We start from the raw sequence: 26967 nt of genomic DNA on the forward strand, positions 1-26967 counted from the left end.
GTCAAGCATGTATTTGGTGGGAGAGCAATTCCCCTATATCAGCGAAGTGATCTCAGAGCTGCAGCTTATTCCTGCACAGCTTGTTAATGGTTTGCCCAGTCAAGCCGCTAATATCTATTTAGATTCCGTGGCTGACCTCTATGCCCAGCATGATCCAGACCAAATATTTTTAATCTGTGAAGGTAAACTGGCCGGTTCTATCAATCAACGTGAAGTATTTTATATGCAAGAGGGTGATATCGTTGGCCTTCGGCAAGGCTTTAATCTACCCAAATGCAAATACAGCAGTAAAGACCCTATTGAATTAATCCCTTATGATCGCAAAGCATTTTTTCAACATATCCAAGCTGACCCTGCCAGACAAACATTACTGACAAAATACCTGATTGGCTATGCGGCAGTTTTAGCCGATGGACTTTCTCGACTTACCCCTTATACCAGCAAGCCAGCAACGGGCTTTTTGCAAGTAAAAGCGGGTGACACCATTATTAGTGAAGGTGAGCAAGCTGATCATGTGTTTATTTTAATGACAGGTAGAGCAGAGGTATATGTACGTGGAGTAAAAGTAGGCAATATTTATCAGGATGAGATTTTTGGCGCAATGGCCATGTTTACCCAAGAGAAACGCTCTGCCACTGTAATGGCTAAAGATGATTGTACATTAACAGCAGTTCCGAAAGAGCAATTTATCAATTTAATTCAAACTCACCCAAGAGTCTGCCTGAATCTGATGGAAAACATGGCCAGAAGAATCAACTCCCTCAACCAGAAACTCGCCTCTTCAGACAGTGGTGACCCAGCTACATCAGTTGAGATCATGGGCTAATCTATCCACTCAAAGTTTTGCTACAAAAAATTTTTGCAGATATTCCGTTGACAATGCAAATGATAACAATTATCATTTGCATTGTTGTCGTTGCACAACAGATTTAATCTGTCGATATCACCTCTGTAAGTAACAGGATGCTATAAACAGGTTATCTCCTCATCAGGCTAATCACAGACTTTTGCCACTCAATTTGAGTGGCTTTTTTTTGCCTTTAATTCAGCCAGTGGTGCATGCACAAAATAAGGTAAAAAAACTTCCTCTCCATTTACCCTCTTGCTGGTGTTGCTTTTTCTTGATGTAGGCCCACTATGCCTGCAAAAAAGCAACTTGCCAGAAAATAAATGACTTTGAAGACTGTTAACCAGCTTTACGCATGCATCACTAGCCTATGCATTCCTTTCACACTTGCTATTTGCAAATAAAAATAATTATCATTTGTGTTGACATTTAAATGCCGCTTGACTATTCTGATTAACAGTTGCCACAGGCAACTTGTTGATAACAACTGTAAGATGTTTACCTGGCAGTTAAGCAGCTTTTTTACAGGTTATCTCCTCATCAGGCTAATCACGGTTCTAAGGCTACCATTTGGTAGCCTTTTTTTTGTCCGCTTCTTTTGCTTATTCACTGAAGACTTTTTTAATCGCTTACCAATAATTTTCTTATACGACCCATATCACCTTTTTTAAGCGTCTTTCATATAAATGCATCAATTTTTAAATCAAATGCTTAATTTCACTGAAATAATTCAAAACTACTGATATGTTAAAAGTAGGTGAATAAATAAACAGCTCTTGTCTGCTTTTTTATGTAGTTTGTTTTAAGTTAGCCACTAAAAGTAGATAACTAGCTCACAGGATGCTCATGAAGTACATCAAAAAAGGATCTAGTTACCTTACTTTAGGTTTATCCGTTACACTAAACCTGGCGGCTATGACAGCTAGTTCCAATACCCCTGTGTCAGCTACAAACAAATTACAGCAGACTGAATCAACTGCTGCCCAACAAAACCAGCCTTTACAAAGTTTAAAACCAGCCAGCAATAAATCCCTTGGGCTTGCTTACTATCTTATCGGCCAATTCTACCAAGCGAACCAGCGCACAGAAACAGCGTGCACTTGGTTTAAAAATTCTGCTGAATTAACGTCAGTAATGGGCCAATATGAAGCTGCTCGCTGTGTCGCTCCAAATAATACAACTCAAGCCGTATCGCTACTTAAGCAGTCTGCTGAACAGGGTTTTGCTGCAAGCCAGGTTTTACTTGGTGAATGGTATTGGTTCGGCAACATCCTGCAACAGGATTATAAACAAGCACTCTACTGGTTTAATCAAGCTGCTGCCGAAAAGTATCCAAAAGCCATTAACAACTTAGGCATGATGCACCAACTTGGCCAAGGGACAGAAAAAAACCTTAAGCAAGCACTAAACTATTATCAAACTGCTGCTAAGTTAGGTCACGCGGCGGCAGAAAATAATATTGGCTATATGTATGCCACAGGGCTTGGGGTAAAAAAAGATAAAACAGTTGCAGCCCAATGGTATAAAAAAGCAGCTAAAAAAGGTCATCCAGCTGCCTTAAATAACTTGGCTAAGATTTATTTAACGGGTGACGGCGTACCTAAAAACCCGAAAAAAGCGATATATTGGTATGAGCAAGCTATCAAAAAAGACAACAAATATGCTCAATATCGTCTTGGTATTTTGTTAATCCAAGGCCAAAGAATCCCCAAAGATAGCAAGCGCGGTATTTATCTTATCAGCAAAGCAGCACTGCAAAATCATGTTAACGCCCAGCTGGTTCTAGGCTCTTACTACCAACAATTCGCAGATCAGCACAGCCAGTCACTTTACTGGTTTGAACAAGCAGCCAAACAAGGCAGTGAGGTTGCTATGGTAAAAGCGGCGGAATTAATGTTGGAACCAGAAAGTAAATTGTTCAACCAGGCGTTAGCTGTTGAATGGCTTAAAGAAGCTGCTTACCAGGGAGATAAAAGTGCCTATAAGCAACTGAGTGAAGTATTTCTCAGTGATCAAAGCCAGTTATTTAATATTCACGAAGGTGTATTTTGGCTTGGGCATGCTGCCAATAATGGCGACCCAATTGCCCAGTGGCAACTTGGTGAGCACTACGAGTTAGGTAATGGAATACAAAAAGACCATACCAAAGCAGCCATGTGGTATTGGGAGGCAGCAAAACAGGGAATCAAAACAGCTCAATTAAAGCTTGCTGAGATGTACCAACAAGGCAGGGGAGTCAGCTTAAACCAACAGCGGGCCAAATACTGGTATAACCATGCATCAGAACAAGCATCTATTAACTAATTTTTAGTCAAAGAAGAAAGGCTGAATTATATAACTGGTGCTTTAATTGAAACTGGGGTAAATACAGGAAATAAGGAAGGAAAAATGGTGGGTCGTGCTGGACTCGAACCAGCGACCAATTGGTTAAAAGCCAACTGCTCTACCAACTGAGCTAACGACCCTCGATGGGCGCGCTATATTACTAAATTTTTAAAAAATTACAACCCCTTTCTTCATAGCTATTTACATTCTTAGTGATGAACACAACCCTAACAAGTGGTATACCCTACAATCAAAGGTTGATTCCACTATCCGCAGTCAGGACGGTCAGTATTTGCTTTAGGCGTTAGCCACAACCAATCACCCCACTGTTCTAAATCTTGATACCATGTGATATCAGCCTGAGACTGCTGACCTTCAAACGTTTCAACAAATATCACACTCGCTATTCTGATCTCAGGTGCTAGCCACTTAGCAAACCTCGGTGAGCCTACATCTTTTCTAGCGTGATACGAGCCAGTAATAACAACCGTTACTCCACCATTAAGCTTAACAGCCTCTTCAGCTAGCTTTTTATCCCGTGTTTGCTGAATATTAACCATCGCTTCCAGTGATTTCGCATCGATTTTATTACAGTGGGCTTCTTCTATTCGTTTGGCCAAAGGCGCTCTAATAGAATCAGCATAAGGTCCTTCTGCTTTAGGCCTGGTTGAATTGTGATATAAACCCATTACCTGCTTCCTGGTAATATTACCCGCCTTAAGTGGTATGTTATTATTAATAGCCAGCCACATCATTGGCCCATAAAATTCCCACTGCCAACCTTTTACATCCTGCCACTCCAGCCACTTATATAGCTCTGTTTGTGATTTTACTTTGCCATAAGCCTGATCGATTTTTGCTTGTTGGTCAGTGTTAAGCATCTCCATCACTACACCCGTTAGCTTTCCTTTTTTTTGCAAATATTCAAGTATTGCTAACTGATTTTGGTGGTGAATGGGATTGTCATGAGCTTCGCCTAAATACAAAACATCAACTTTAGGGAGCTTTTTTAATAGCTCTTCTTCTGCAATTAACTGGGCATTTTGTTGTTGCCAAATAGGGTTTTCAGGCTGCTTTTCGACAGTTGCCGCACAACCTGAAATAACACTATAAAAGCAAAATAACCAAGACAGTTTTAGTAGTTTACTCACACACAAATCCCTCCAAGAAAGAGGCTATGACAAAAGCTAACCTAATTATCATCATACCTAAGCTATATTTAGTAGCTTACCTGGTAGTGGAGGTGTTCTCAGTGCTACAAATGCTAGCCTAGGAATAAATTCTACTAAGCTAAATCTTCGATTAAATCGATACTGAAATTCAGCAAGATAACGTTGTGCATATTTAGCGCGAATAGCATGATAAGTGCTACGTAAAGCACTTTTTAAGTTTCCAAGGATGGTGTTAACCCAATAAAATTCAGGTTCCTCTACTGATGCACGACCACCACCGCATACAATTTTATCATGAAGACAACCTGCTTCTATGACACCATTAAAACAGGCCAGTCCATCGGAGATTACGGTACTGCCCTTGGCCAAATTCTGCCTACTCCAAGCCGTTATCTCTTCTTTATTAAACCCTTTTAAAATGCTCAGTTTAATTCGTGTCGGTTGACCTTGTTTTGTTGTTTCTACGGCTGCTACAAAAGGTATTTTCCCATCTGCTCCCCTACCTCTTTTGCAACCTGTACGCTCGCCACCAAGATAGGCATCATCAATTTCAATAAAACCCGACAATTGCTTGGTGCCTTCTCTTTCTTGCATCACTTTCATGAGCTTATGTTTCATTCTCCAGGCAGCTTGATAGGAAATACCTAAATGGCGATGTAATTCTATGGCTGATATACCTTTTTTGTCTTGGGAGATCAAATACATCCCTTGGAACCAAGTCTTTAATGGTAATTTGGTTGATTCAAAGATAGTACCTGCAGTTACAGATGTTTGCTGGTGACATTTATAGCACTGCTGAAGCTTTCTAGTAGTGAGTTGACAGCATTTGTCGTATCCACAATTGGGGCACTGAAAACCTTCTGGCCATCGCAATTTGTATAAGGTATTAAAGCATTGTTCTTCTGTACCATATTGTTTGAGAAACTCGTTTAAACTCAGGCCTTTTTGAAATTGAACTTTGTTGATAGCCATTATTTATACCTTCTCAATTAAGTTTCCATACTGTTCAAATATACAGCAGTTGATGGCTTAGGTATAGTGATAATTAGGAAAGCTAATGAATATGGAGTAATAGGGTATTTTCATATCAAACACTAATCTTATAATACTTCCTCTTTACCCTAACAACACCACAGGTACATGATAAGTTGGGTGGCTAATTACCTGACTATCAATATCGAAAACTTTTTTAATTAAATCCGGTATTAATACTTCAATTGGGGAGCCCAGGACGACTTGCTTGCCTTCTTTTATCACCATTATCTTGTCAGCATAGCGGGCCGCTAAATTAAAATCATGAAGAATCACCAATACTGCCGTATTATTCTCAGCCAACTGCCTGGCTAACTGAAGCGTTAAGTGTTGATGAGAAGGGTCTAACGCTGAGGTTGGTTCATCTAGTAATAACAGCCTAGGAACTTGCTGGTTATCAGTAGTGATTTGCGCAATCACTCTGGCTAAATGAATCCGCTGTTTTTCCCCACCGGATAGTGATGTATAAATACGATCACGTAAATGCCAAGCATCAACCTGTTTCATAGCCTGCTTAATAATCTCAGCATCTTTATCCTTGCCTGTCGCCCAAGGAATTCGCCCCATAGAGACCACTTCATAACAGCTAAAAGCAAAACTCAAAGCAGAACTTTGCGGCAAAACCCCTATTTGAGTGGCTCTCAGATTATCTGAAATTTCAGATAATGGCTGCTGATTAATTAACACCTGTCCTTTAACTGGCACTCGCTCTCCAGTTAATGCAGAAAACAAGGTGCTCTTACCAGCACCATTAGGCCCCAATACAGCTAGCACTTCACCTGGACTAACACCAATGGAAATATTCTCAATAATGATTTTGCCCTGGATATTAACCGACAGATTTTGTACTTCTAGCATAGGGTTTTTCATTGGTTTACTTGCTACCCACTAATTGTCTGTCGTTTTTGGAGGAGCAAAAACATAAAAAATGGCGCACCAATTAAGGCAGTGACAATCCCTATTGGTAGTTCCGCAGGCGAGATTACGATGCGCGCGCATAAGTCCGCCAACACCATTAGCGTCGCACCTAACAAGGCAGATGCAGGTAAAAGAAAACGGTGATCAGGCCCAATGACTAACCGAATCAAGTGAGGCACAACCAGGCCAACAAAACCAATCATCCCTGCAAATGCCACTGCAACGCCTACCAACACTGCAGTTACGATAATTAGCCATTTTTTCGCTTTATCAACATTAACCCCTAAATGCCGTGCTTCAGAGTCACCTAACAATAAGGCATTAAGTGTATTAGCATAGCGAGGCAGCACCAAGGCAACAGCAGCCACGACTACTGCCATAGACCACACATTAAGCCAACTGGCAGCACCTAGACTGCCCATTTGCCAGAAAATAATGCTTCTAAGCTGGTTATCATCCGCCAGATAATTAATCAGCCCTATTCCTGCCATGGCAAATGCATTAATGGCAATACCAGCCAATAACATAGTGGCTACCGAAGTGCCGTATGGACTTGTACCAATCTTGAAAACCAGCCAAGTTGCTGCCAGTCCACCTAAAAATGCTGCTATTGTCGTAGCCCAATGCGCATAGCCAGCAGGCCAGATGCTCTCAAATAAAATAGCCAATGCTGCTCCCACCGCTGCACCACTGGATACGCCAATTATTGCTGGGTCAGCTAATGGATTTCGAAATAACCCTTGCATCAAGGCACCACTAACAGCTAATGCAGCACCAATTAATGAGGCCAGCAATACTCTAGGTGTACGGATGGATTCGATAATTAGTTGGTTTTGAGAAAAGGCATCACTTGTTGAGGCTAGAGAAAAGCCTAAATTATTTAAAGCTGTGTTGACTACATCTGCCATACTGATCGGCACAGCACCATAAGCAATTCCTAACAATAAAAAAACAGGTAGAGCCACTGCCAGAACTACAATCACTGACAGGGCTTTTTGAGATCGCTTCATAAGTAATAATTGTTACCTCTCGTTGGAGGCTATCTCAAACCCTGAATTAGATTTATGGAACTTGCACAATCGCAGAATGTAGCTCAGGGTAAGCTTCCCCTGCTAATTTTTGTGCCGCCGCCAAAATACGCAGCCCAATACCACCGACCAATAAACTACTGTCTACAGTAATAATTCGGTTGTTTTTAGCAGCGGGCGTTTCTTTTAAACCGGGCTGTAATGCCAGTAATTTCTCTAAGCTGCTGTTATTTTTCAGCATATGATCTGGCACAATGATCACTTCAGGTGCCATTACTATAAGGCTTTCGCTGGTTAATTGGCGATAACCTTTAATCGACTTTGCTGCCGGATTTAATAAACCAGCTAGCTCCATTAATGTATTAGCGGATGTATCAGTTCCCGCAACCATTGGCGAACGGCCGCTATGCTGAACTAAAAATACAGCCTTTCGCGGTTTTTCTACTGCTTTTAGCTGTTCGCTTAACTGTTGCTGGCTTACATTTATCTCTGCTAACAGCACTTGCCCTTGCGCATCTTTACCCACTAATCTTGCAACCCGAGCTATTCGCTCCTTTAATGCTTCTACCGTTACTGCTGTCGGCAACTGTTGTACATTAACCTTTAGTTTTTGTAGTTGCTGAATAACATTAGGTGGCCCCATTTCTTCCGAGCCAAGCAACAAGGTAGGCTTTAGGCTTAACACCCCCTCCAAAGACAAACTACGGTGATAACCTATTTTAGGTAATTGATTGGCTAACTTTGGATATACACTACTAGTGTCTACTGCAATTAAGTCATCTTGCACGTCTAACGCATAAATTAGTTCGGTCATGGCACCACCCGCTGAAATAATTCTCTGCTGGGCTTGAGACAAAGTAGAAAAAACAATACCGAGGATTAAAGCGGTTAATTTGGCTTTCATTATTCCCTCTGCATAACAATGTCAGCCACAGCAATTTCATTTTCCTGCAAATAAGCCAACAGTTTTAGGAGCTGTTCTGCCTGAGCTTGTTTATCTGCAGCAACAGTGACTTTATCCAATTTGTTTTGCTGTAGCTTTTCATCAAGCACTTTGGTTAATGCTTCCCACTCAGTAAAAGTGGCGGATTCAATTTGCCAGCCAGTGCCATCTTTAAGTACCGCTATTTCGATAGGGTTTGGCTTTTTTTGCGGCTCTAGTGATTCAGATGCAGCAGCGGGCAAGTCAATTGGCAACAATAGCTGAGCACTGTTTGCAGTAAGCAGGAAAAACACTAGTACAATAAACAGTACGTCCAGCAGTGAGGTTAAATCAGGCAAAAATGAGCCGGATGACTGATCGTCATCATTGGAAAACTGAATCATGCTGCAGCCTTCAGTTTTTCGCTTGAACCCTCTTCAAGCACGCCTTCTTCATGCTCTTTCACCATCATTTGGCAGTGAAATTCATTAAGCCAATGCTGAATCCGCTGACAATAGCTATTACTCCAAATATAAAACAGTTGTGCACCAACAATAGCCGGAACCGCAATTACCAAACCAAATGCAGTGGTATACATGGCCTGCCATAAACCATCGGCAAGAATATTGGGTGTTACTGGACCTTGATGTTGAGCTACGCCTTTAAACATCACGATCATACCTAAAATGGTACCTAGCAACCCCAGTAGCGGACTCACCATACCAATTAATTGCAATAATTTTAGGTGCGCTGTATTGGTCTGGTGCTGCTTCGCCAACCAACAAGATAACTGTTGCTCTCGAACCGCCGTTTTGCCTTGATACTCGTTAAGTAGCTTGATGCCAAGAGCAATACCGCGCGGCTTCTTTTGCAACCAAGCCGGTTGCTCACCCACATTATTTTTCCAACGATTCAACAACGCAGACAATTTATTGTCTGGTATTAGTGGTAATAATAGGAAATAAATAAACCGCTCTAGAATCAAAGCGATCATCAGTAGCGAGCAAAATCCTAGAGGATATAACATCCAGCCCATGGCATTTAGGGCTTGTTGGAAATAGCTAAAACTTTCGATATTCATAAATGAGTCATTATTAGTTAAGTTTAAATTCGACAGGGACCTCAAAAGTAGAAGTAACAGCTCTACCAGCCAGCATTTGGGGAACAAACTCGGAGCGCTTAATCGCCTTAACTGCAGCTCTATCTAATAAGGGGTAGCCCGAGCTTTTCTTAACAGAAACCTTTTCATTCACACCATTAGGACTTAATACAACCTCTATAATCACCTTACCTTGCTGATTTCTGCGTAATGCCCTAGAAGGATAATCAGGCTTCACCTTCCGCTTGTAATCAGGTCTGGAAGTAACAACTTTTTCATTCATCCCAAAAGATTTTTTTGCCACCACAGGTGTTGTGCTTGCCTCTTGCACCCGCTTTTGTGGCTTTTTAATAGGCTTTTCAGTTTTTTTAGCAACCACTGGTTTAGGTGTTTTTGGCTTGGGTTTAGGCTTAGCTTTTGCGACTTTTACGGGTGGTTTCTTTGCAGGTTTTGGCTTAACTATTTTCTTCGCTGGCTTTTTAGCAGGTACTTTCTTACTAATAGGCTTAGGTGTGGGTTTTGGTTCAACTTTAGCAATTTCTTTTTGAGGCTCAGGTTTCGGTTGTTCTTGAGCTTCAACAGGCTGAACTACACGCTGCTTAAAAGATACATGCTGGAGTTTCAGTGGCGCACTCAACGCCGCCATTGCCCTTGGTTTAACTTCTGGTTGTTGCTGAGCATACAACCAAAGCCAACCATGCAATAGAACTGAAACACTTAACGCAAACAGCAACAACTGGTTCATAACCAACTTTATCAAAATCAACTTAATGATAATGATTATTAACTACAAGAACACGCAAATCAATAGTGAACCCTCATGAGGGTTCACGTTATTTAGGGATTAACTGCTAGATATAGACTGGTAGATACGTGCAAAGATGCCATTAAAACTTATAACTCACCGCCACTTTGGCATTAACCCCTGATTCATCCAGCTGCGAGAATGCAGTTCGATAATGACGATCAGTGACATTATCTATACCAAAGTCTACCCGTAGCCCTTCCAGTTTTTTCTGACTAGGCATCCAGCTAAGATAAACATCTGTCACTGTATAGCCATCATAATTAGACTGAGAGTTACCTACTGGCACTTGATCTTGATTCTTAGCATGAGTCACCCTTACCCCTGCCGTAACATCACCTTGTAAAAAATAACGTTCTAATCCAACCACCGTTTTATCAGCAGGAATATTCTGTAAATATTGGCCACTGTCTTTGTCTTTACCGCGGGTACGGCCATAGGAAAAATTAACCCCGTAATCATCCATCTTATACTGGGAATCGAACTCATAGCCATTTAGTTCAGCATCGCGAACATTCACAAAAGTGGTGGTAAATCTTTCAACATCCTGCTCAATGTAGTTATCCACATCATTTTTAAAATAAGTCAGCCGCATACTTAAAATATCGCCTTGGCTAAGCAAATCATTAAATTTAAAGCGAGCACTAAGCTCTTTATTTTTGGCTTCTTCGGGCTTCAAGTTAGGATTTGGCACAAATACATTGCCATGGAAGTGAGTGCCAAAAACGTACAACTCTTGTAGGCTTGGTGCCCTAAAAGCCTCATCATAAAGTGCATGAAGGGTTAACCACTCAAATAGGTTATAGCTAATTGCCAGTGACTTAGATAACTCATTTTCGGTTTGATCTTTACCCACTGAACTGTCGTCTGGTCTGTTATCAAACTGATCAAAACGAAGACCTGGCTGTATCGTCCAGTAGTCACCCAAAGGAATGGCTAGCTTGGTAAATACGCCCCATACCGTGCTCCGTCCATCAGTAAATTCCGGCCGATCTGCTCCGTTTCGCTTACCTTCAACCCGATCCTGGTAATAGTCCAACCCATAAGTCCAATCCACCCAGCTGAGCTCAGAGGTATTAACAAGTGAAAGACCCGTAGTGCTATAACGAATGGAGTCGTGCCTTGGTGCACCTGTTTTCTTAAACTCATTAAGTTTGGTGTAATTATGATAAAGGGTGGCATTTACATTTACCCAGTCGTTATATTCTGGATTTAATTCATAGCCAACCACCCAATTATTTTGCTCGATTTTACGCTCAACTAAAGGGTTTGACCGGGAAATGTCTACCCCAGGGTTAGATGGAACCCCCTCATCAATATGATTCATATGATAAGTAAACTTCAGCATTTCATCTTCAGACAAATGCCAACGCCATTTAGCTAACCCACCCTTATGTCGAGATGCAGAGTTTTCTAAGTCTTTACCACTCCCTAGCCTTAGCTCATTACTATCTGTATAAAATGTACTGAGTAAATAATCGGTATTACCTAAGCGCCCTGCTAATGTCGTATTATTACGGTTGTCATGATCTGCTGACTGATAAGCTTGCTTTACTTTAACTGCAAAGTTTTCATCTGGATCTAAAATGTCATCAGCATCAATGGTTGTTAGACCAATAGCCCCGCCAATTGCGCCACTACCCCATAGTGAGCCTGATGCACCTTTAACTACTTCAACTGACTTCAATAACTCTGGCTCGATAAAAAATAACCCACGATGACCACTATCACTGAAGTTTTGCCGAGCACCATCAATCACTTGCACAATTCGGCGTTCACTTAAGCCACGAATATTCACCCGCTGTGAGGTTTTCCTTGGCCCAGCTGATACTTGCACATTCGACAAGTGCTTTACGGTATCAGCAATACTATCCGGCTGCTGTAGTGAAATAGACTCGCTATCGACCTGATCTACGGATTTAGGCTCTTTCTGGGCAGTTGTTTCTGAACGTGTGGCGGTTACCACTACCTCATCAAATGTGACTTTTTGACTGGCCCAACTAGAAACGCTAACAGCTAGTGCACTGGCTAAAGCAGTGAGCTGCCAAAATGGCTGCTCTGGCATTGGAATATCCCCCAGATATTGGATAGAAATAACTCACTGAAGCGTATACTCCAGTGATTATGCTAAGTGAGTAGCAGCATAATGAACACAAACACAAATGATAATTATTATTATTTGCAAGTCAATATCATTCTGAGCTGGATGCAATCTTTTGGGGAAGGGACAGTGAGTTTTATTAATTACTGATTAATTTAGGTACAATCTGGCAAGCGAGAAACTATAGGAGTTCGTGTGATCAAGCTGTGCCATTTAGATGACATCAATGAAGGGGAAAGCCGCGGCTTTAAAAGTGGTGAGTACAATGTATTTGCAGTTAAAAAACAGGGGGAAGTTTACCTTTACCACAACAGCTGCCCCCACTTGGGCATTAGTTTGGAATGGATGCCAGACCAATTTTTAGATGTGGAAGGTAGTTTGATTCAGTGTGCTACTCATGGTGCTTTGTTTTTAATAGAGTCTGGTGAATGTATAGCAGGCCCCTGTCAAGGAGACTGTCTACTACCCTGCCCGTTTTCAGTCCAACAAGATGGACAGATCTACATCCAGATTACGACGTAAGCCGTCATAAACAGGTAATGGCTTAACCAGTTCAATTTGCTCAGAAGATAGCTCAGCCTGATAAGCAATCACCTCAACGCTAGATTTAATCGCTTCTCGTAACAACTCACTGTAAGTTGGGTCAATAGCATCAGCAGGAGCCACTTTCTCAATGCCATGGTGCTGTACACAAAATAACAAAACCGCACGGTGGCCAACTTTCACCATTTCCATCAGCTCGCGGATATGTTTGGCACCTCGGGTAGTGACTGCATCAGGGAAGACACCCCAACCATCTCCAATGGCCAATGTGACATTTTTAACCTCTACATAACAGTCCGCTAAACCTTGTCCTTTTAACAAAAAGTCTATGCGGCTGTTCTCCTTGCCATAACGAACTTCTTTATTAATTTCGCTATAGCCTTGTAATTCGTTTATTACGCCCTTATCTATAGCTTCCCTGACCAGATGATTCGCCAGGCCAGTGTTGATGCCTGCCAAGTAGTGGTCAATTGAGCCATCTTGGTGAGTAATAGGTGTTTCTACTATTTCCCAGGTATGAGGATACTTTCTCTTCGCCTGGTTAGATTTAGAAAACCAAACTTTACTGCCTGGCTGGCAACAGTTTTTCATTGAGCCGGTATTGGGGCAGTGAATGGTGATTTGCGAGCCATCTGCTAACTCGATATCTGCTAAAAAGCGTTTATAGCGCTTTATGAGAACGCCTTGTTGGCAAGTTGGAGTGAACTTCAAGCTAATATCCCTTGATTGAATTCAATCAAATGTGTGCAGTCTAACGATAAATCGACCATACTAGTTAAGTTGGCAGCAGTTCACAACACTTGGTAATAAAGGAGCAGCTTTTTATCACTTTGATAATTTAGGGAAGCACAGCTTCCACAAATAAATCAGTAGCTTCCTTTTAAGCTATCTGGTAGTTTCTCCGCTCCTAAAAGGAATTTATCCGGTTGGGGCGGGCAGATGAGCCAAAGTGACATAGCCAGCTGCTGATCGATGGGAAAATTTCTTGAATGTGAGGCTGTAAAAATATGTCAGCACAAAATAAGACAGACACCGGCAACCTGTTAAAAAGCTTCACTCCTTACCAAGCGAAAGAGGGTGAGGAATATATGAATGAGAAGCAGCTTGCCCACTTTGCAGGCATCTTGCAAACCTGGAAAACAGAGCTGATGGAAGAGGTTGACCGCACCGTCTCCCATATGAAAGATGAAGCAGCCAACTTTCCTGACCCTGCCGACCGCGCTAGCCAAGAAGAAGAGTTTAGCCTTGAGCTAAGAACGCGCGACCGCGAACGTAAGCTAATCAAAAAGATTGAAAAAACCTTAGAGCGAATTGAAGGCGACGATTACGGCTTTTGTGACGCCTGCGGTGTAGAGATTGGTATTCGCCGGCTAGAAGCAAGACCCACAGCGACACTATGCATCGACTGCAAAACTTTAGCTGAAATCAAAGAGCGTCAAACAGGCATCTAATTTCGAACACTATTATTTAGCAAATACACAATATGCCATGGTCTTTCTACACCATGGCTTTTCTATTCCATGGTATAGTCGCTTTTAACAGCAAGATTTTGAATACTTGCTAGCCAGCCGAACAACTGGGTAAGATAGCCAAGAAAAATTATTTTAAAATTCATTAGCTTAATGATTCACTAAAAAGACAATTTGTTACTAAGTGAATGACTGCCCCACAATATATTGGACGTTTTGCCCCATCCCCTACTGGCCCACTCCACTTTGGCTCGCTAGTCAGCGCTGTTGCCAGCTACCTTGATGCCAAAGCCAACCAAGGCCAATGGCTGATTCGGATTGAAGATATTGATCCGCCCCGCGAACAACCCGGCGCTACTGACTTAATTCTAAAAGCCCTTGACGTCTATGGTTTGAGCTGGGATGGGCCGGTGGTTTATCAGTCACAACGAAGTGAGCTTTATAAAGCTGCCTTAGCAAGTTTGCAAGCTGAGGGTTTTAGCTTCTTTTGTACCTGTTCACGTAGGCAGCTAACAGGCCAGCCGGTTTATCCTGGCCATTGTCATGACAAAACCTTAGAGCCCGATGATGATCATTCAATCAAGGTAAAAACCGCCAGCTATAAAGTAATATTTGACGACCTTATTCAAGGAATTCAGCAATGTCAGTTCGGTGTTGATGACGGAGACTTTGTAGTATTTCGTAAAGATGGCTTATTTGCCTATCAACTTGCCGTCACCGTAGATGACCAAGATCAGGGAATTACCCATATTGTCAGAGGCTCAGACCTGCTAACATCCACCCATAAACAATGCCTGCTACAGCAGTATTTAAACTATCAAACCCCTTACTATGCTCACCACCCAGTTATAAAAAAAACAGATGGTAGCAAGCTCAGCAAACAGACTTTTGCCAAGCCTCTCCCTCTAGATATGCCTGCTCCACAGCTGCTACAAGCTTTGGTGGCACTAGGACAAAAGCCTCCTCTAGCACTAGCCGATGGCTCTGTAAGTGAAATCCTTGAATGGGGCATACAGCACTGGCAACTAAAAAAAGTACCTAACGAAATGGGAATACCTGAAGACTCGTTACAGAAGAGGCAATATAAAGATTAAAACTCCAACAATTTTAATACTTGTTGTGGCCTGATGTTCGCTTGAGCCAATACCGAAATAGAAGCTTGCTGTAATAACTGTGCTTTTGCTAGATTGGCCGTCTCTTGGGCAAAATCAGCATCTCGAATTCTCGAAACTGCGGAGGCCAGCTTCTCTCGTTGATTTAACAAATTATCGACGCTGGAAACAAAGCGATTGTGCAAGCCGCCTAGTTGCGCTTGCTGAAAAGCCAGGCGCTGAAGACTATTATCAACTGCTGTGAGCACCAGACTTGCCCCATCGACAGTAGCAATACTAGCAAACTTCAGCGGTATACTATCCGCTAGATCACCAAACTCACCTACGCTAAAGCCCGCATTAGCAATACCACCAGATGCCGTCGTTGAGCTCAACGTGATTTTACCTGCCGATATCAGCTCAATAGCACTTAAATGCGGGTTGTTATTATTAATCACATTGGGGCTAGGTGGTTCGACAGTTGAAAAGCCTGCCTCTGCAATATTGGCCGTTTCATTTTCAAACACGATATTCCGGCCATCAGCTGCTTCTAACCGAAATGAGGGGCCAATACTCCCTGCAGCAAAGTGCGGGTCCACCACAAACTCAGCCACCACCCCTGTCACTCCAGTATGCTGATTGACTGAGCCAACCACCTTGCGAGCAATATCTTCCGCTGAATCTGAGGCACTGAAGTTAATTTCAACAGTTACTCCATTAATATCAACCGACTCTTGGCGGGCATTGCCTGGCGTAATGGTATAACCAATCACAACATTAGGTAGTGCTCTAGCAACCACCCCAGTTTGGTCACTCACCGCGTTAATGGCTGCTGCTTTGGCAATAGCGCTGGCACTTTTCGCTGTTGAAGAGGCATTGTCATCCAAACTGGAAGAAGCACCGACAGATACTCCGTTAATCACCAAGTCACCAGCTGCTAAAGCTTGATCAGTAACTCGCCGGCCAATCGCCCCACTATTACTACCACTAAAAGTGCCAGGCCGCAGACCCGTAATTAAGTGGCTATCACGAAATCGCTGATCAAGTACAATAGGCGAGCCTGTTTGGGAAACCAAAGTAAAAGTACCGGAATAAACCTGTGAGGCACCACTATTGCCCACCCCCACTGCGGCTGAAATACCCGAAAAATTATCATCGTACTGAATATTTCTGCCATCAGCGGCAACCAACGTAATCCCGGTATTGATGTTACCTGTATCAACTGCTGTTACCTGAGTTAGTCCAGCAGAACCATTGATAGCATCTGCAACGTTTTGGCGGTTAACATCCGCCGATTGTCCAGAGTCTGTCGCTACATTAATGGCTACGCCGTTGATATTGATAGTGGTTGCGGCAACGGTGGCATTGGTTGCAGATGGGCCAGAGTAACCAACTGTATTGGCATCAACTCGGGCTGCCACTCCAGTAAAAGAAGAGGCCCGATTTATGGCTACAGCTTTAGCTATAGCACTGAACTCTGGGTTTGCAGTAGATAACGCATCATCTACCGCCAACGAGTCACCAATTTCAACCCCATTAATAATCACATCACCCCGAACAAAGGAGGAAGTAGTCAGGGCAACATTAGCTGACGAAATACCGGCTGTAAGTGAAGTACCTAACGAAGCTGTGGTAGTACTTGGAATAGTGACCCGAACAACTTCTCCCAGATCAGTACCTGACTGAATAATATGGTGAGTAAAACTGCCATCCAGTAATTTCTGACCATTAAAACTTGAGTTTGCTGCAGCAGTTTGTATTTCCTGAATTAACTGCTGTGCCTCTTCATCTAACGCTGCACGATCAACATCATCATTATTGCCATTTGCCGACTGCAAGGCTAACTCCCGAATCCGCAATAACAAGCTGGTGATTACCCCTAAAGTTCCCTCAGCAGTTTGCAGCAAAGAAATACCATCATTAGCATTACGCACACTGGCAAACGTGCTGAAAATGGTTGTATCAAACTGTATGGTATTAGCAAATCCTGCTGGATTATCTCTGGCACCATTGATGCGTAATCCCGAAGCCAGCCGCTCAAGAGCCGTATCCTGGGCCCGCTGGCTTTGATCTACATGCCGTTGCACCAGCAAAGAAGTAAGGTTGGTATTTAAAGACTGCACCATAATCCACCCACCCCGGCAGATATGACAAAAACTTTAACATTTTGTAAGAATAGATGAGATTAAAGTGCAGCAATAAAAAAACCGCCCATTCTGGCGGTTTTTTTATTTAAAAGTTATGACTGCTAATTACACTGAGGCTTTTGATGCATTACTTCAGCAAATGCATCAAAAAGATCTTTACCTGTGGGGTTAGTGTAATTTGATGGGAACATTGATAACCCATAGCTGCGATATTTAGACCAGGTTACAGGCATTGCAGCTTCGTTAGTTACATGGCGGATAACCAATTTATCGTAAGCTTGTAATGCTTTATCAATTTTACTTCGATTATTAGTGCCATGCGCTTTTAACGCTAATAAATATTTTTTCACGTCATGAACAAAGTTTTCTTGATGATGTTTTTCTGGAGCTAAATCACCTTGAATACCTTTTAAGCTACAAACAAACTGATCAACTTTACTTGCATCAAATAACGTCTTTGATTTTTGCGTAGCATAGCCCTCTTTCCAAGCTGCTGAGTGATATGCATAACGTAGTTCTTTAATATTATTTAAGTAGTTAGTCGTCATTTGCTGAAGACTTAGTTTTTTACTAAATGCTTCTGGATAATGATGCTCTGGATACACTTCTCGATGAAATGGACTACCTTCTTTTGATTTGATGCCACCAGACATAAACTCTGATGCTAAAATATATTCTGCGTAAGGGGAAAAGTTACTGATATTAGCCCAAAATGCTTCATTACATAATGTAGACAAATCTAGCAGCGCTAGTTTTTGACCCGAGATAGTTTTAATATACTTTAACAGTTCTCTAGCATCTTCAGCTAGCAGTCTTCTTTCAAATAAACTGCCTTTATTCGGCCCACCATGCCCTCTTACTAAAAAGCTAAAGCGCAAGTTTTTATTAGGGTTAGCTTGCTTTTCTTTGGCTACTACTTTATCCAAGTATTTTTTGAAAAATGTTAGCAGCTGTTTGCTGTGCTGTTTTTCTAACTGCTCATCGCTACGATCATGTTTGTGTAATATTGATTGTTGCAACATAATATTTTGAGGCTCTAACGAACGATTTTGCTGCCACTTTTCATCGTTTCCTAAGTCATAACCTTCAACTTTATCTAAATAAATAACTGCATTGTAGAGTTTAAAATCACCTTTTTCACGAACATCACTTTGGCCTTCCCAACCTCTATTTTCATACTGCCCCCATAAATTGACAGAAATCATGATGTCGCGAATATCTTTATTCTGCGTAGGCTTTTTCGTTGGTGTAGTTGTTGTGTTTGGCTTTTCTGATTTAACCCACTGCCATTGCTGGTTTGGCCCACCATGAAATTGCCATACTCCAATCGCTTGACGGTCAGCATAGTAATCTAAGGCCATGTAAGGATTGCTTTGGTTATGCAAGCTGTTTCCTGACCAGCGCCAGCGCTGATACATTTCTGAATTACACTGAGCAATATAGGCAGTTTTGTTGTAAGTCACATTACGCCCAACCTCTAAACACTTATCTGGTGCATGCTTGGGGTGAAGCCGACCTAAACTATCCATTAACCATTGCTGATTAGCATTTTCATGACAGCTATAGGGGATGACAGGGGTTTTATTTGCTGTTTGTGCACCAAATACATCAAGGCAAAGCCCTGTGCCAGACTTGAGTTGTTGATATTCCGCAGCATTAACAGCCTGAACAGCAGATACAGACAGGCTAAGAACCATTGTTGGTAGTAAATAACTTGCTTTCATTGGTGAGTCTCTATTTTGTTTTGAACGTTTGATAAAAATCAGCTGTGCGAAATTTAAACAAAACAGAAAAAGAAAAGTGTGAAGCCAGTCTGAAGAATGGTCATTTTTTACACAGTGTTTACATTTTTAGAGATATGTCGACTATTTCTGAAAGACGGCTATTTCCTAATAGCATAAAAACACTCGAAAGGTGGGTAGAGGTATTTAGTTTCAGGGACAAAGATAACTTCTTTTCTTCAAAAGCACTTTTCAAAGATTATTGGTTGATATTGTAGTGCTGAGAAAGTAGTAGCATTCCATGCTTATAACTATTTCTAAGCAATAAAGACTCATTCAAAGCAGTAAATGAAGGAGAATATTGCTATTTGAGATAAACATGTTTTATCCATTCAAACCAGCTCACAGAAAACTCCAAAATAAGAGCCTTGCCGATCATTTTGTGAACACAAACAAAAACTAACGTTCGTTTGTGATTATTATTCAGCCAGTTTTTACATCACTGGAGAATTAATAAATGAGCATCAAGCATTCATTAACAGCATTAGCCGCAGCAATATCAGTAACAACAGGCACAGCTTCTGCCTATAGTGAACTTGATGCGAATGCAGATAAATTCGAAAAAACTGTTCAGTCCTACTTTCAAGAAACAGGACAAGCAGCAACCGTTCAGACAATTAACGGCAAAGCCCTTGTTCAAGGCGACATCCTAGTTGGTACTGAAGAAGACATACAAACCTATGGAATCGAACCTCTTGTAGTAAGAAAAGCAAGCGAATCTGATGCAGCTGATGTTTACGAACAAGATGGAGCGTTTATAGCCCATAGCTCTTGGGGTGGCAAGACAACCTGGCCAAAAGGTATTGTTCCTTACGAGTTTGCCCCAGAATACCCTAAGCACCTTCGTGAAAAGATGAAAACAGGGATGAAATGGATTGAAGAGGCTGCCAACATTAAATTTGTTGAGAGAACGACAGAAAAAGATTACATCCATATTTTTGAAGATGGGGGTGCTTACTCACTACTAGGTAAAACAGGTGGACGCCAGCCTCTCTCCTACACTGACGGATATGCCCTAGGCACAACAGCACATGAGTTAATGCACGCCCTAGGCTTTATGCACGAACAAACAAGATATGACCGGGATGACTATATCACTATTAACTGGAACAACATATCCGATGACTGGAAAAGCCAATATAGAAAGCTAGGCGAGTACTCTATTAAATACGGCCGTTACGATTACCACTCTATTATGCATTATGGTGGTGGTAGAGCCATGACAACAAAAGACCCTAGTTACCAGCGCATCATTGGTCAAAGGGCAGCGCTAAGCGAAGGTGACATCAAAGCTTTGCAGGCAGCGTATGGAAAGCCAGAAGCCAAAGTAACAAACACCGCCCCAATTTTATCATTATCCAGCAGCTCTACTTCGTTAATAGCCGGTAGCAACTATGGACTTAGAGTGCGTATTAGTGATGGTGAAACTGAAGCAAGCCAACTAAAGGTTTCAGCCCAGTCAAATAACCAGGCTGTCCTGTCTAACTATGACATATCAGTAAAACCTGGGCGTGATAATAACGAACGCTTAATTATGTTACAAACTCGTCAACAAGCATCAAAGGGTAAAGCAACCGTTTCAGTTGAAGTTGTGGATGGGCATGGGTATTCAACAAAGCGTAGTTTTGTACTGAATGTTGCTCCTCAGAAAGTAACTGTAACCCCTACCACTACAACTACTACTCCCACGACAACGACAACCAATACTAAAGCCACTAGAACAAGTAGCTATAAAGCATTCATTACGGAAAGCAACAAAAACTTATGTTTGGATATTAAAGGTGGAAGTGCAAAAGCTACTGCATCTGTTGTAGTACAGACTTGTAAAACACAATATAGCCAGCAATGGGCAACGTTCAGTGATGGAACTATCCGCCCAAGACAAACTACTTCATTATGTCTGGATGTAAATTCAAAAAATCAAAACCTAACGCAATTAAACAATTGTAATGGTCAAAGTAGTCAAAAATGGGAAATCAATGGCAAATTCATCAAAAATGCGAGTAGCAGTTACTCTGTATTAGATGTCTTTTACTCTCATCCATATGGCCAAGGTGCTCATGTTGGAATATGGCCTAAACACGGCTATAACAACCAACAATGGAAGTTAGGACAAGAACCTGTACAAACTGTTTCTACAGTAGCAGAAGTTTATAAACACTGTAGTTTTGGTGGCTATAAAGTTAGCTTAAAACCTGGCCGTTACACCTTAAAGCAGTTGCAAGCACTGGGAATGCAAAATGATGACATCTCATCATTAAAAGTAAGTGCAGGATATGAAGTTATACTTTACCAACATGATCAGTTCAGCGGCTGGAAAACGTCACGCTCTTCAGACACTAGCTGTTTTGTTCAATACGGTATAAACGACACTATCTCATCTATTGAAGTTCGCAAAAAATAATAAAAATCAAAAAAAACAGCATGGGGTGTATTTACACCCCTTTTAAATTTTCACCTATAGAGAAAAACAGTGGGCTTAATGAAACAATTAATACTAATTTTACTTGGTTTATCTATTCAGGCAGTTGCCGTTGCAACTGAGTTTAAGCAAGTACATATTTCAGGCACAGTGAATTATTCAAAAACTGTTGAATTACCGGAAAATGCAACGTTTAAAGTTAGACTAATCGATGTATCAATAAGAGACGCTAAAAGTAAAGTAATCTCAGAGCAAAGCATGAAAGTATCAAGCCAGCCAGGCTTTTATCAGTTACCTGTCGATCTTAAATACATCAAATCATCAAATAATTACGAAGTAGAAGCATTTATTAAGGTTGATGGCAAAAGCTGGTTTCTTAATACATCCGTTCAACCCGCATTCACAAAAGAAACTCAAGACAGAGTTGATTTAAACTTAGATTTTGTAAAATAAAAGACTGTATAAGCCAGTTACATACTGGCTTTTGCTATCTCTCTTTCAGCACACCTAAACAAGCTACTCCTTTCCCCGCCCCAATTTCTGCTTTACTATGAAATAAAAATCTACAACAGGTTACGGGTATGTATATTTACCGACTGGTTCTGTTATTGGTGGTAGGCATTTACCTGTTTTCTCCTGCCATTATGGATTGGTGGATTGAGTCCACGACAGAATGGTATCGGCCTTATTTGTTGTGGCTAATTTTGATTGTGGTGGGCTTTTTACTGCAAACTCAGCGAGGGTCTGATGAACTTTGAGCTTGGCCAACTGTTTATCATCGGTGTTTGCTACCTTGCCCTGCTATTTGTCATTGCTTACTGCGCCGAAAAAGCCATTATTAAACGCACTTGGGTTAATCATCCACTGACTTATGTGTTATCACTGGGGGTTTATGCTAGTGCCTGGGCGTTTTATGGCACCACTGGCTTAGCTCATCAATATGGTTTTTTGTTTTTAGCCTATTTTCTAGGGATTTGTGGTGCTTATTTGCTAGCGCCTGTGTTACTGGCCCCCATTCTTAAGCTCACTCGCACCTATCAACTTGGCTCACTGGCAGACTTATTTGCCTTTCGTTTCCGCAGTAGCTGGGCTGGTACTTTAACTACCGGATTTATGTTATTGGCAATGCTGCCACTGATAGCACTACAGATTCAGGCTGTAGCAGATTCCGCTGACATCCTCAGTCAGCATGGCCAGCCAGAAGAGTTAGCGCTTGGCTTTTGTGGCTTGATAACGCTGTTTACTGTGTTGTTTGGCACCCGACATATTTCCAGTCGCGACAAACACACTGGCTTAGTGATGGCCATTGCCTTTGATGCCGTAGTAAAGCTGCTGGCAATGGGGGCTGCAGGAATCTTCGCCCTGTGGTTTGTGTTTAGTGGCCCTACCGACTTAGAACAGTGGCTAACAACCAATGCTGATGCTTTAGCAAGTTTACATACTCCGTTAGAAGAAGGGCCATGGCGTACTTTGTTGTTAATCTTTTTTGCTGCAGCCATGGTGATGCCCCATATGTTTCATATGGGCTTTATTGAAAATCCTCACCCCAAAGCCTTATTTACCGCCAGCTGGGGGCTACCACTGTTTTTATTGCTGTTTGGTTTAGCTATTCCCCCTATTCTATGGGCTGGTCTAAAACTGAATAGCCCAACCACACCCGAATATTTTATCTTAGGCATTGGTTTGGCAAGCGATAGTTCCTGGCTAGTATATTTAGTTTTCATTGGCGGGCTGTCAGCTGCTAGTGGCGTTACTGTTGTTGCTACCTTGGCACTATCTGGCATGTTGCTTAACCATGTGGTGTTACCCAGCTACCAACCTTCCAGCAAAATCGACATCTATAAATGGCTACTCTGGACCCGACGTTTTTTAACCCTGCTAATCATTGCAGCCAGTTACAGCTTTTATTGGTTATTAGGAGCTAAGCAGGATCTATCGAACCTGGGTATCACCGCATTTGTTGGCACCTTGCAATTTTTACCCGGCATCTTAAGTGTGCTTTATTGGCCAGCAGCCAACCGACAAGGGTTTATCAGCGGTTTAATTGTGGGTGCTATCGTTTGGTTTCTTACTTTAATGCTGCCCCTGTTTTTTGAAATCCAGGCAATAGTCTTCCCTATCATCAATCTCACACTGTCATTGGATGAAAACAGCTGGCACATTGCTACCATCGCCTCACTTTCAGCTAATACTCTGACATTTATTCTGGTCTCACTGCTAACCCCTATTTCTGAAGAAGAGGTGAGCGCAGCCAATGCTTGTAGTGTAGATAACGTCAGCCGCCCCCATCGCTGGATGCTCGCCGCGCAGAGTCCTGCTGAGTTTCAAGAGCAACTGGGGAAAATCCTGGGTAGCAAAGCAGCTCAACGAGAGGTTAACCAGGCATTACAAGACCTCACTTTAGCAATGGACGAAAGCCGCCCTTATGCTTTGCGTCGATTGCGCGACCGGATTGAAGCCAACTTATCTGGTCTGATGGGACCTTCAGTAGCTAAAGATATTGTTGATAGTTTTCTGCCCTACAAACTGCAGGCAGATGTTTATGTTACTGAAGACATCAACTTCATTGAAGGCCGGTTTGAAGCCTATCAATCCCAGCTCACCGGTTTGGCTGCAGAGTTAAATAACCTGCGCCGTTTCCATCGCCATACTTTAGAGAACTTGCCACTTGGGGTTTGCTCTATTGGAAGAGACTCGGAAGTATTAATGTGGAATCGTGCCATGGCTGCCATTACAGGTATCGGCTCTAGCAAAGTGGTGGGGTCACGGTTTGAAGATATTCCCGACCCCTGGAAGTCACTATTCAATCGCTTTGCCACCAACCCAGCTCGAAACCACTTAAGTAAAGAGAAAATCATGGTGGATGGAGAACCTCGCTGGTTAAGTTTACACAAAGCCGCAATTGGTGCCCCTTTCACTGATGACGAAGGGCTGGTGATTTTATTGGATGATGCTACAGATACCCAGTTACTGGAAAATAAACTGATCCATACCGAACGGCTTGCCTCAATAGGTCAATTAGCAGCTGGTGTAGCCCATGAGATCGGTAACCCAGTAACAGGTATTGCCTGCCTGGCTCAAGAACTCAAGTCAGAGTCACTAGAAGACAGTACCAAACAATTTGCCGAACAAATACTTGAGCAAACCCAGCGCATCAGTCGCATTGTGCAGACTCTGGTCAGTTTTGCCCATCAGGGTATTCAGTATCAACCTAACCACCAATACACACGGATTGCAGTTTACCCACTCATAGATAAAGCTATCCAGTTGGTTGAGTTGGCAGATAAGGAAAAGCAACTGGTTTACCTTAACCAATGCAGCCTTTCAGCTGCAGTAATGGGCGATGAACAACGGTTGATGCAGGTGTTTATCAATCTACTCCGCAATGCCTGTGATGCATCACATGCAAACAGCCAAATTAAAGTTATAACCACAACAAACGGCCCATTACTGAATATTGCAGTTATTGATCAAGGCTGTGGTATTTCCAAGGAGGCTCAAAGCAAAATGTTTGAGCCTTTCTTTACCACTAAAGAACCTGGAAAAGGCACTGGATTGGGCTTGGCCCTGACTTATAACATTATTGAAGAGCACTCCGGCCAGATAAATATTGAAAGCCCTCTTGACCTGGAGCACAATTCGGGTACAAAAGTAACTGTGTCGTTACCACTAGTAACAGCGTAACAACAAAAAAACAAAATCAGTTTATAGTTATTGAGGGTGTTGCAAAAGGTCAGTAACACAGTAGTTTTGCGACAGCCTCTAGTGGGAGAGACAGAAAAGAGGGTTACCAATTAGTCAATGTTCAGGTCGTAGCTATGAAGCATATCTTAGTTGTTGAAGATGAGTCAGTTATTCGAGCAGCACTTGGTCGTTTGCTTGAGCGAAACAAATATACTGTCAGTGAGGCAGAGTCAGTAGATGATGCCACCAAGCAGTATGACTTAGCCAACGACTTTGACTTAATCATTTCAGACTTACGGCTACCTGGAGCACCTGGTACAGACATAATAAACCTTTCGGGAACAACACCAGTGCTAATCATGACCAGCTATGCCAGTTTGCGATCAGCGGTGGATACCATGAAACTTGGTGCAGTGGACTATATTGCTAAGCCGTTTGATAACGATGAACTCCTCGACACTATCAAAGGCATTTTCTCCAAACACACTAAGCCTCAAAACGCTCAGCAATCTTCAACCCCCTCTTCTAATACCACCAACCCCGAAATCGAAGCTCAGAATAATGGTATTATCGGCCAGTGCGAAGAGATGCAAACCCTCTTTAAGCGGGTCAATAAAGTAGCGCCGACTGACTCTACTGTGCTAATTCTTGGCGAGTCAGGTACAGGTAAGGAGCTGGTGGCCAGGGCTATTCATGAAAGCAGCCAGCGGGCAGACAAGCCAATGGTCTCAGTTAACTGTGCAGCCATTCCAGAAACCTTGATTGAATCTGAATTATTTGGCCATGAAAAAGGCGCTTTTACTGGTGCAACTGCCGCACGCCACGGTTTGGTTGAGGCAGCTGATGGCGGTACGCTGTTTTTGGATGAAATCGGCGAATTACCATTAGAGGCCCAAGCCAGGCTATTAAGGGTGCTACAAGAAGGCGAAATTCGCCGGGTCGGCTCAGTACAATCACAAAAGGTGGATGTCAGACTAGTTGCCGCCACTCATCGCCAACTTAAACAACTGGCACAATCTGGTGAGTTTCGTGAAGACCTCTACTACCGGCTAAACGTTATTCAGCTCAACTTGCCGCCGCTTAGAGAGCGGGGCTCAGATGTGGTTGATCTAGCTAAATATTTTCTGGCCAAAGTCTGTGAGAAAATGAGCAAGGAACAGTTACATTTTTCCCCAGAAAGCCTCTATGCTATCCAGCAATATAACTGGCCTGGCAATGTCAGAGAGCTTGAAAATGCTATTGAGCGATCAGTAATTTTGGCTGATCATCATTTGATTACAACGGACTTGCTGGGAATAGAGTTAAATGAAAAGTCCAATCAAAGCAGAACCAGGCAAGAAGGCAAAGCTGAAACAGATCTTACCCTCGAAGACTACTTTCAAAACTTCGTACTTGAACACCAGGAACACATGACTGAAACCGAGCTTGCCCAAAGACTGGGTATTAGTCGTAAGTGTCTATGGGAACGTCGACAACGCTTAGGTATCCCCCGTCAAAAAGCAACCAGTAACTAGCAAGCACCAACCTATAGTTGACAACAAAATTTGCCTCTCTGTGGCAAATTTATTCCACAGCACTCCA

General features: G+C 42.3%; 22 protein-coding genes and 1 tRNA gene. 10 read left to right on the top strand and 13 right to left on the bottom strand.

Annotated features, from left to right (window positions below; translation table 11 throughout):
- Positions 1–7: 7 nt before the first annotated feature.
- Both G4Y78_RS25695 and G4Y78_RS25700 read left to right on the top strand, forming a co-directional pair.
- On the top strand, positions 8–826 hold the full coding sequence (locus tag G4Y78_RS25695) for a Crp/Fnr family transcriptional regulator (RefSeq protein WP_163835794.1): 819 nt from the start codon (positions 8–10) through the stop codon (positions 824–826).
- An 867-nt stretch (positions 827–1693) separates the two neighbouring features.
- Positions 1694–3151 (top strand): SEL1-like repeat protein, encoded by a 1458-nt coding sequence (locus G4Y78_RS25700; RefSeq protein WP_163835795.1) that lies wholly within the window; start codon positions 1694–1696, stop codon positions 3149–3151.
- 85 nt (positions 3152–3236) lie between these two features.
- Here the strand turns inward: G4Y78_RS25700 and G4Y78_RS25705 are convergent.
- The 10 genes from G4Y78_RS25705 to G4Y78_RS25750 all read right to left on the bottom strand — a co-directional run bounded on the left by G4Y78_RS25705 (position 3237) and on the right by G4Y78_RS25750 (position 12213).
- Positions 3237–3312: transfer RNA gene (locus tag G4Y78_RS25705), tRNA-Lys, on the bottom strand.
- A gap of 126 nt (positions 3313–3438) precedes the next feature.
- Entirely contained in the window at positions 3439–4323 is an 885-nt protein-coding gene (locus G4Y78_RS25710; protein WP_163835797.1) for a ChaN family lipoprotein, read from the bottom strand.
- Positions 4324–4380: 57 nt separating this feature from the next.
- Complete coding sequence (locus G4Y78_RS25715) at positions 4381–5316, bottom strand: IS1595 family transposase (protein ID WP_163830705.1); 936 nt, start codon at positions 5314–5316, stop codon at positions 4381–4383.
- Positions 5317–5460: 144 nt separating this feature from the next.
- Positions 5461–6246 (bottom strand): heme ABC transporter ATP-binding protein, encoded by a 786-nt coding sequence (locus tag G4Y78_RS25720; protein WP_222937582.1) that lies wholly within the window; start codon positions 6244–6246, stop codon positions 5461–5463.
- Positions 6247–6257: 11 nt separating this feature from the next.
- The gene (locus tag G4Y78_RS25725; protein WP_163835799.1) at positions 6258–7304 is read right to left on the bottom strand and encodes a FecCD family ABC transporter permease; all 1047 of its coding nucleotides are present in this window, start codon (positions 7302–7304) and stop codon (positions 6258–6260) included.
- Between the two features lie 52 nt (positions 7305–7356).
- The gene (locus G4Y78_RS25730; protein ID WP_163835801.1) at positions 7357–8226 is read right to left on the bottom strand and encodes a heme/hemin ABC transporter substrate-binding protein; all 870 of its coding nucleotides are present in this window, start codon (positions 8224–8226) and stop codon (positions 7357–7359) included.
- Positions 8226–8648, bottom strand: coding sequence for an ExbD/TolR family protein (locus G4Y78_RS25735; protein WP_163835803.1), 423 nt, complete (start codon positions 8646–8648; stop codon positions 8226–8228). Before G4Y78_RS25735 ends, G4Y78_RS25730 begins: the two co-directional genes overlap by 1 nt.
- Positions 8645–9325 (bottom strand): MotA/TolQ/ExbB proton channel family protein, encoded by a 681-nt coding sequence (locus G4Y78_RS25740; RefSeq protein ID WP_163835805.1) that lies wholly within the window; start codon positions 9323–9325, stop codon positions 8645–8647. Before G4Y78_RS25740 ends, G4Y78_RS25735 begins: the two co-directional genes overlap by 4 nt.
- Before the next feature lie 13 nt (positions 9326–9338).
- Entirely contained in the window at positions 9339–10088 is a 750-nt protein-coding gene (locus G4Y78_RS25745; protein WP_163835806.1) for an energy transducer TonB, read from the bottom strand.
- A 142-nt stretch (positions 10089–10230) separates the two neighbouring features.
- Complete coding sequence (locus tag G4Y78_RS25750) at positions 10231–12213, bottom strand: TonB-dependent hemoglobin/transferrin/lactoferrin family receptor (RefSeq protein ID WP_163835807.1); 1983 nt, start codon at positions 12211–12213, stop codon at positions 10231–10233.
- A 231-nt stretch (positions 12214–12444) separates the two neighbouring features.
- Here G4Y78_RS25750 and G4Y78_RS25755 point away from each other — a divergent pair, with 231 nt between their 5' ends.
- Entirely contained in the window at positions 12445–12771 is a 327-nt protein-coding gene (locus tag G4Y78_RS25755; RefSeq protein WP_163835810.1) for a Rieske (2Fe-2S) protein, read from the top strand.
- Here the strand turns inward: G4Y78_RS25755 and sfsA are convergent.
- Entirely contained in the window at positions 12727–13503 is a 777-nt protein-coding gene (gene sfsA / locus G4Y78_RS25760) for a DNA/RNA nuclease SfsA (RefSeq protein ID WP_163835812.1), read from the bottom strand. The genes G4Y78_RS25755 and sfsA overlap by 45 nt on opposite strands.
- A 296-nt stretch (positions 13504–13799) precedes the next feature.
- On the opposite strand from sfsA, the gene dksA reads away from it, so the two are divergent.
- Both dksA and gluQRS read left to right on the top strand, forming a co-directional pair.
- Complete coding sequence (gene dksA, locus G4Y78_RS25765) at positions 13800–14243, top strand: RNA polymerase-binding protein DksA (RefSeq protein WP_163835814.1); 444 nt, start codon at positions 13800–13802, stop codon at positions 14241–14243.
- 206 nt (positions 14244–14449) lie between these two features.
- Positions 14450–15355, top strand: a complete 906-nt coding sequence (gene gluQRS / locus G4Y78_RS25770; protein WP_163835816.1) for a tRNA glutamyl-Q(34) synthetase GluQRS — start codon at positions 14450–14452, stop codon at positions 15353–15355.
- Here gluQRS and G4Y78_RS25775 read toward each other — a convergent pair.
- Entirely contained in the window at positions 15352–17478 is a 2127-nt protein-coding gene (locus G4Y78_RS25775) for a flagellin N-terminal helical domain-containing protein (RefSeq protein WP_163835818.1), read from the bottom strand. The genes gluQRS and G4Y78_RS25775 overlap by 4 nt on opposite strands.
- A 122-nt stretch (positions 17479–17600) precedes the next feature.
- Positions 17601–19223 (bottom strand): RICIN domain-containing protein, encoded by a 1623-nt coding sequence (locus G4Y78_RS25780; RefSeq protein ID WP_163835820.1) that lies wholly within the window; start codon positions 19221–19223, stop codon positions 17601–17603.
- 514 nt (positions 19224–19737) lie between these two features.
- Here G4Y78_RS25780 and G4Y78_RS25785 point away from each other — a divergent pair.
- The 5 genes from G4Y78_RS25785 to G4Y78_RS25805 all read left to right on the top strand — a co-directional run bounded on the left by G4Y78_RS25785 (position 19738) and on the right by G4Y78_RS25805 (position 26900).
- Positions 19738–21684 carry a M12 family metallopeptidase gene (locus G4Y78_RS25785; protein WP_163835822.1) on the top strand — a complete coding sequence of 649 codons (1947 nt, stop codon included), beginning with the start codon at positions 19738–19740 and terminating at the stop codon, positions 21682–21684.
- Positions 21685–21762: 78 nt separating this feature from the next.
- A complete protein-coding gene (locus G4Y78_RS25790) occupies positions 21763–22155 on the top strand; it encodes a YbaY family lipoprotein (protein WP_163835823.1) in 393 nt (130 codons plus the stop codon).
- A 128-nt stretch (positions 22156–22283) separates the two neighbouring features.
- Complete coding sequence (locus tag G4Y78_RS25795) at positions 22284–22460, top strand: hypothetical protein (RefSeq protein WP_163835825.1); 177 nt, start codon at positions 22284–22286, stop codon at positions 22458–22460.
- A complete protein-coding gene (locus tag G4Y78_RS25800) occupies positions 22450–25386 on the top strand; it encodes a sensor histidine kinase (RefSeq protein ID WP_163835827.1) in 2937 nt (978 codons plus the stop codon). The genes G4Y78_RS25795 and G4Y78_RS25800 overlap by 11 nt, the downstream gene beginning before the upstream one ends.
- Before the next feature lie 134 nt (positions 25387–25520).
- Positions 25521–26900, top strand: a complete 1380-nt coding sequence (locus G4Y78_RS25805; protein WP_163835829.1) for a sigma-54-dependent transcriptional regulator — start codon at positions 25521–25523, stop codon at positions 26898–26900.
- The last annotated feature ends 67 nt before the right edge of the window (positions 26901–26967 follow it).

Source organism: Spartinivicinus ruber (genome assembly GCF_011009015.1).
Classification (GTDB): Bacteria; Pseudomonadota; Gammaproteobacteria; order Pseudomonadales; family Zooshikellaceae; genus Spartinivicinus; species Spartinivicinus ruber.

Bases quoted from the DNA above. Each gene is read 5' to 3' on its own strand.
- G4Y78_RS25695 (WP_163835794.1), top strand. From the start codon at position 8: ATGTATTTGGTGGGAGAGCAATTCCCCTATATCAGCGAAGTGATCTCA.
- G4Y78_RS25700 (WP_163835795.1), top strand. From the start codon at position 1,694: ATGAAGTACATCAAAAAAGGATCTAGTTACCTTACTTTAGGTTTATCC.
- G4Y78_RS25715 (WP_163830705.1), bottom strand. From the start codon at position 5,316: ATGGCTATCAACAAAGTTCAATTTCAAAAAGGCCTGAGTTTAAACGAG.
- G4Y78_RS25720 (WP_222937582.1), bottom strand. From the start codon at position 6,246: ATGAAAAACCCTATGCTAGAAGTACAAAATCTGTCGGTTAATATCCAG.
- G4Y78_RS25725 (WP_163835799.1), bottom strand. From the start codon at position 7,304: ATGAAGCGATCTCAAAAAGCCCTGTCAGTGATTGTAGTTCTGGCAGTG.
- G4Y78_RS25730 (WP_163835801.1), bottom strand. From the start codon at position 8,226: ATGAAAGCCAAATTAACCGCTTTAATCCTCGGTATTGTTTTTTCTACT.
- G4Y78_RS25735 (WP_163835803.1), bottom strand. From the start codon at position 8,648: ATGATTCAGTTTTCCAATGATGACGATCAGTCATCCGGCTCATTTTTG.
- G4Y78_RS25740 (WP_163835805.1), bottom strand. From the start codon at position 9,325: ATGAATATCGAAAGTTTTAGCTATTTCCAACAAGCCCTAAATGCCATG.
- G4Y78_RS25745 (WP_163835806.1), bottom strand. From the start codon at position 10,088: ATGAACCAGTTGTTGCTGTTTGCGTTAAGTGTTTCAGTTCTATTGCAT.
- G4Y78_RS25750 (WP_163835807.1), bottom strand. From the start codon at position 12,213: ATGCCAGAGCAGCCATTTTGGCAGCTCACTGCTTTAGCCAGTGCACTA.
- dksA (WP_163835814.1), top strand. From the start codon at position 13,800: ATGTCAGCACAAAATAAGACAGACACCGGCAACCTGTTAAAAAGCTTC.
- gluQRS (WP_163835816.1), top strand. From the start codon at position 14,450: ATGACTGCCCCACAATATATTGGACGTTTTGCCCCATCCCCTACTGGC.
- G4Y78_RS25775 (WP_163835818.1), bottom strand. From the start codon at position 17,478: ATGGTGCAGTCTTTAAATACCAACCTTACTTCTTTGCTGGTGCAACGG.
- G4Y78_RS25780 (WP_163835820.1), bottom strand. From the start codon at position 19,223: ATGAAAGCAAGTTATTTACTACCAACAATGGTTCTTAGCCTGTCTGTA.
- G4Y78_RS25785 (WP_163835822.1), top strand. From the start codon at position 19,738: ATGAGCATCAAGCATTCATTAACAGCATTAGCCGCAGCAATATCAGTA.
- G4Y78_RS25790 (WP_163835823.1), top strand. From the start codon at position 21,763: ATGAAACAATTAATACTAATTTTACTTGGTTTATCTATTCAGGCAGTT.
- G4Y78_RS25795 (WP_163835825.1), top strand. From the start codon at position 22,284: ATGTATATTTACCGACTGGTTCTGTTATTGGTGGTAGGCATTTACCTG.
- G4Y78_RS25800 (WP_163835827.1), top strand. From the start codon at position 22,450: ATGAACTTTGAGCTTGGCCAACTGTTTATCATCGGTGTTTGCTACCTT.
- G4Y78_RS25805 (WP_163835829.1), top strand. From the start codon at position 25,521: ATGAAGCATATCTTAGTTGTTGAAGATGAGTCAGTTATTCGAGCAGCA.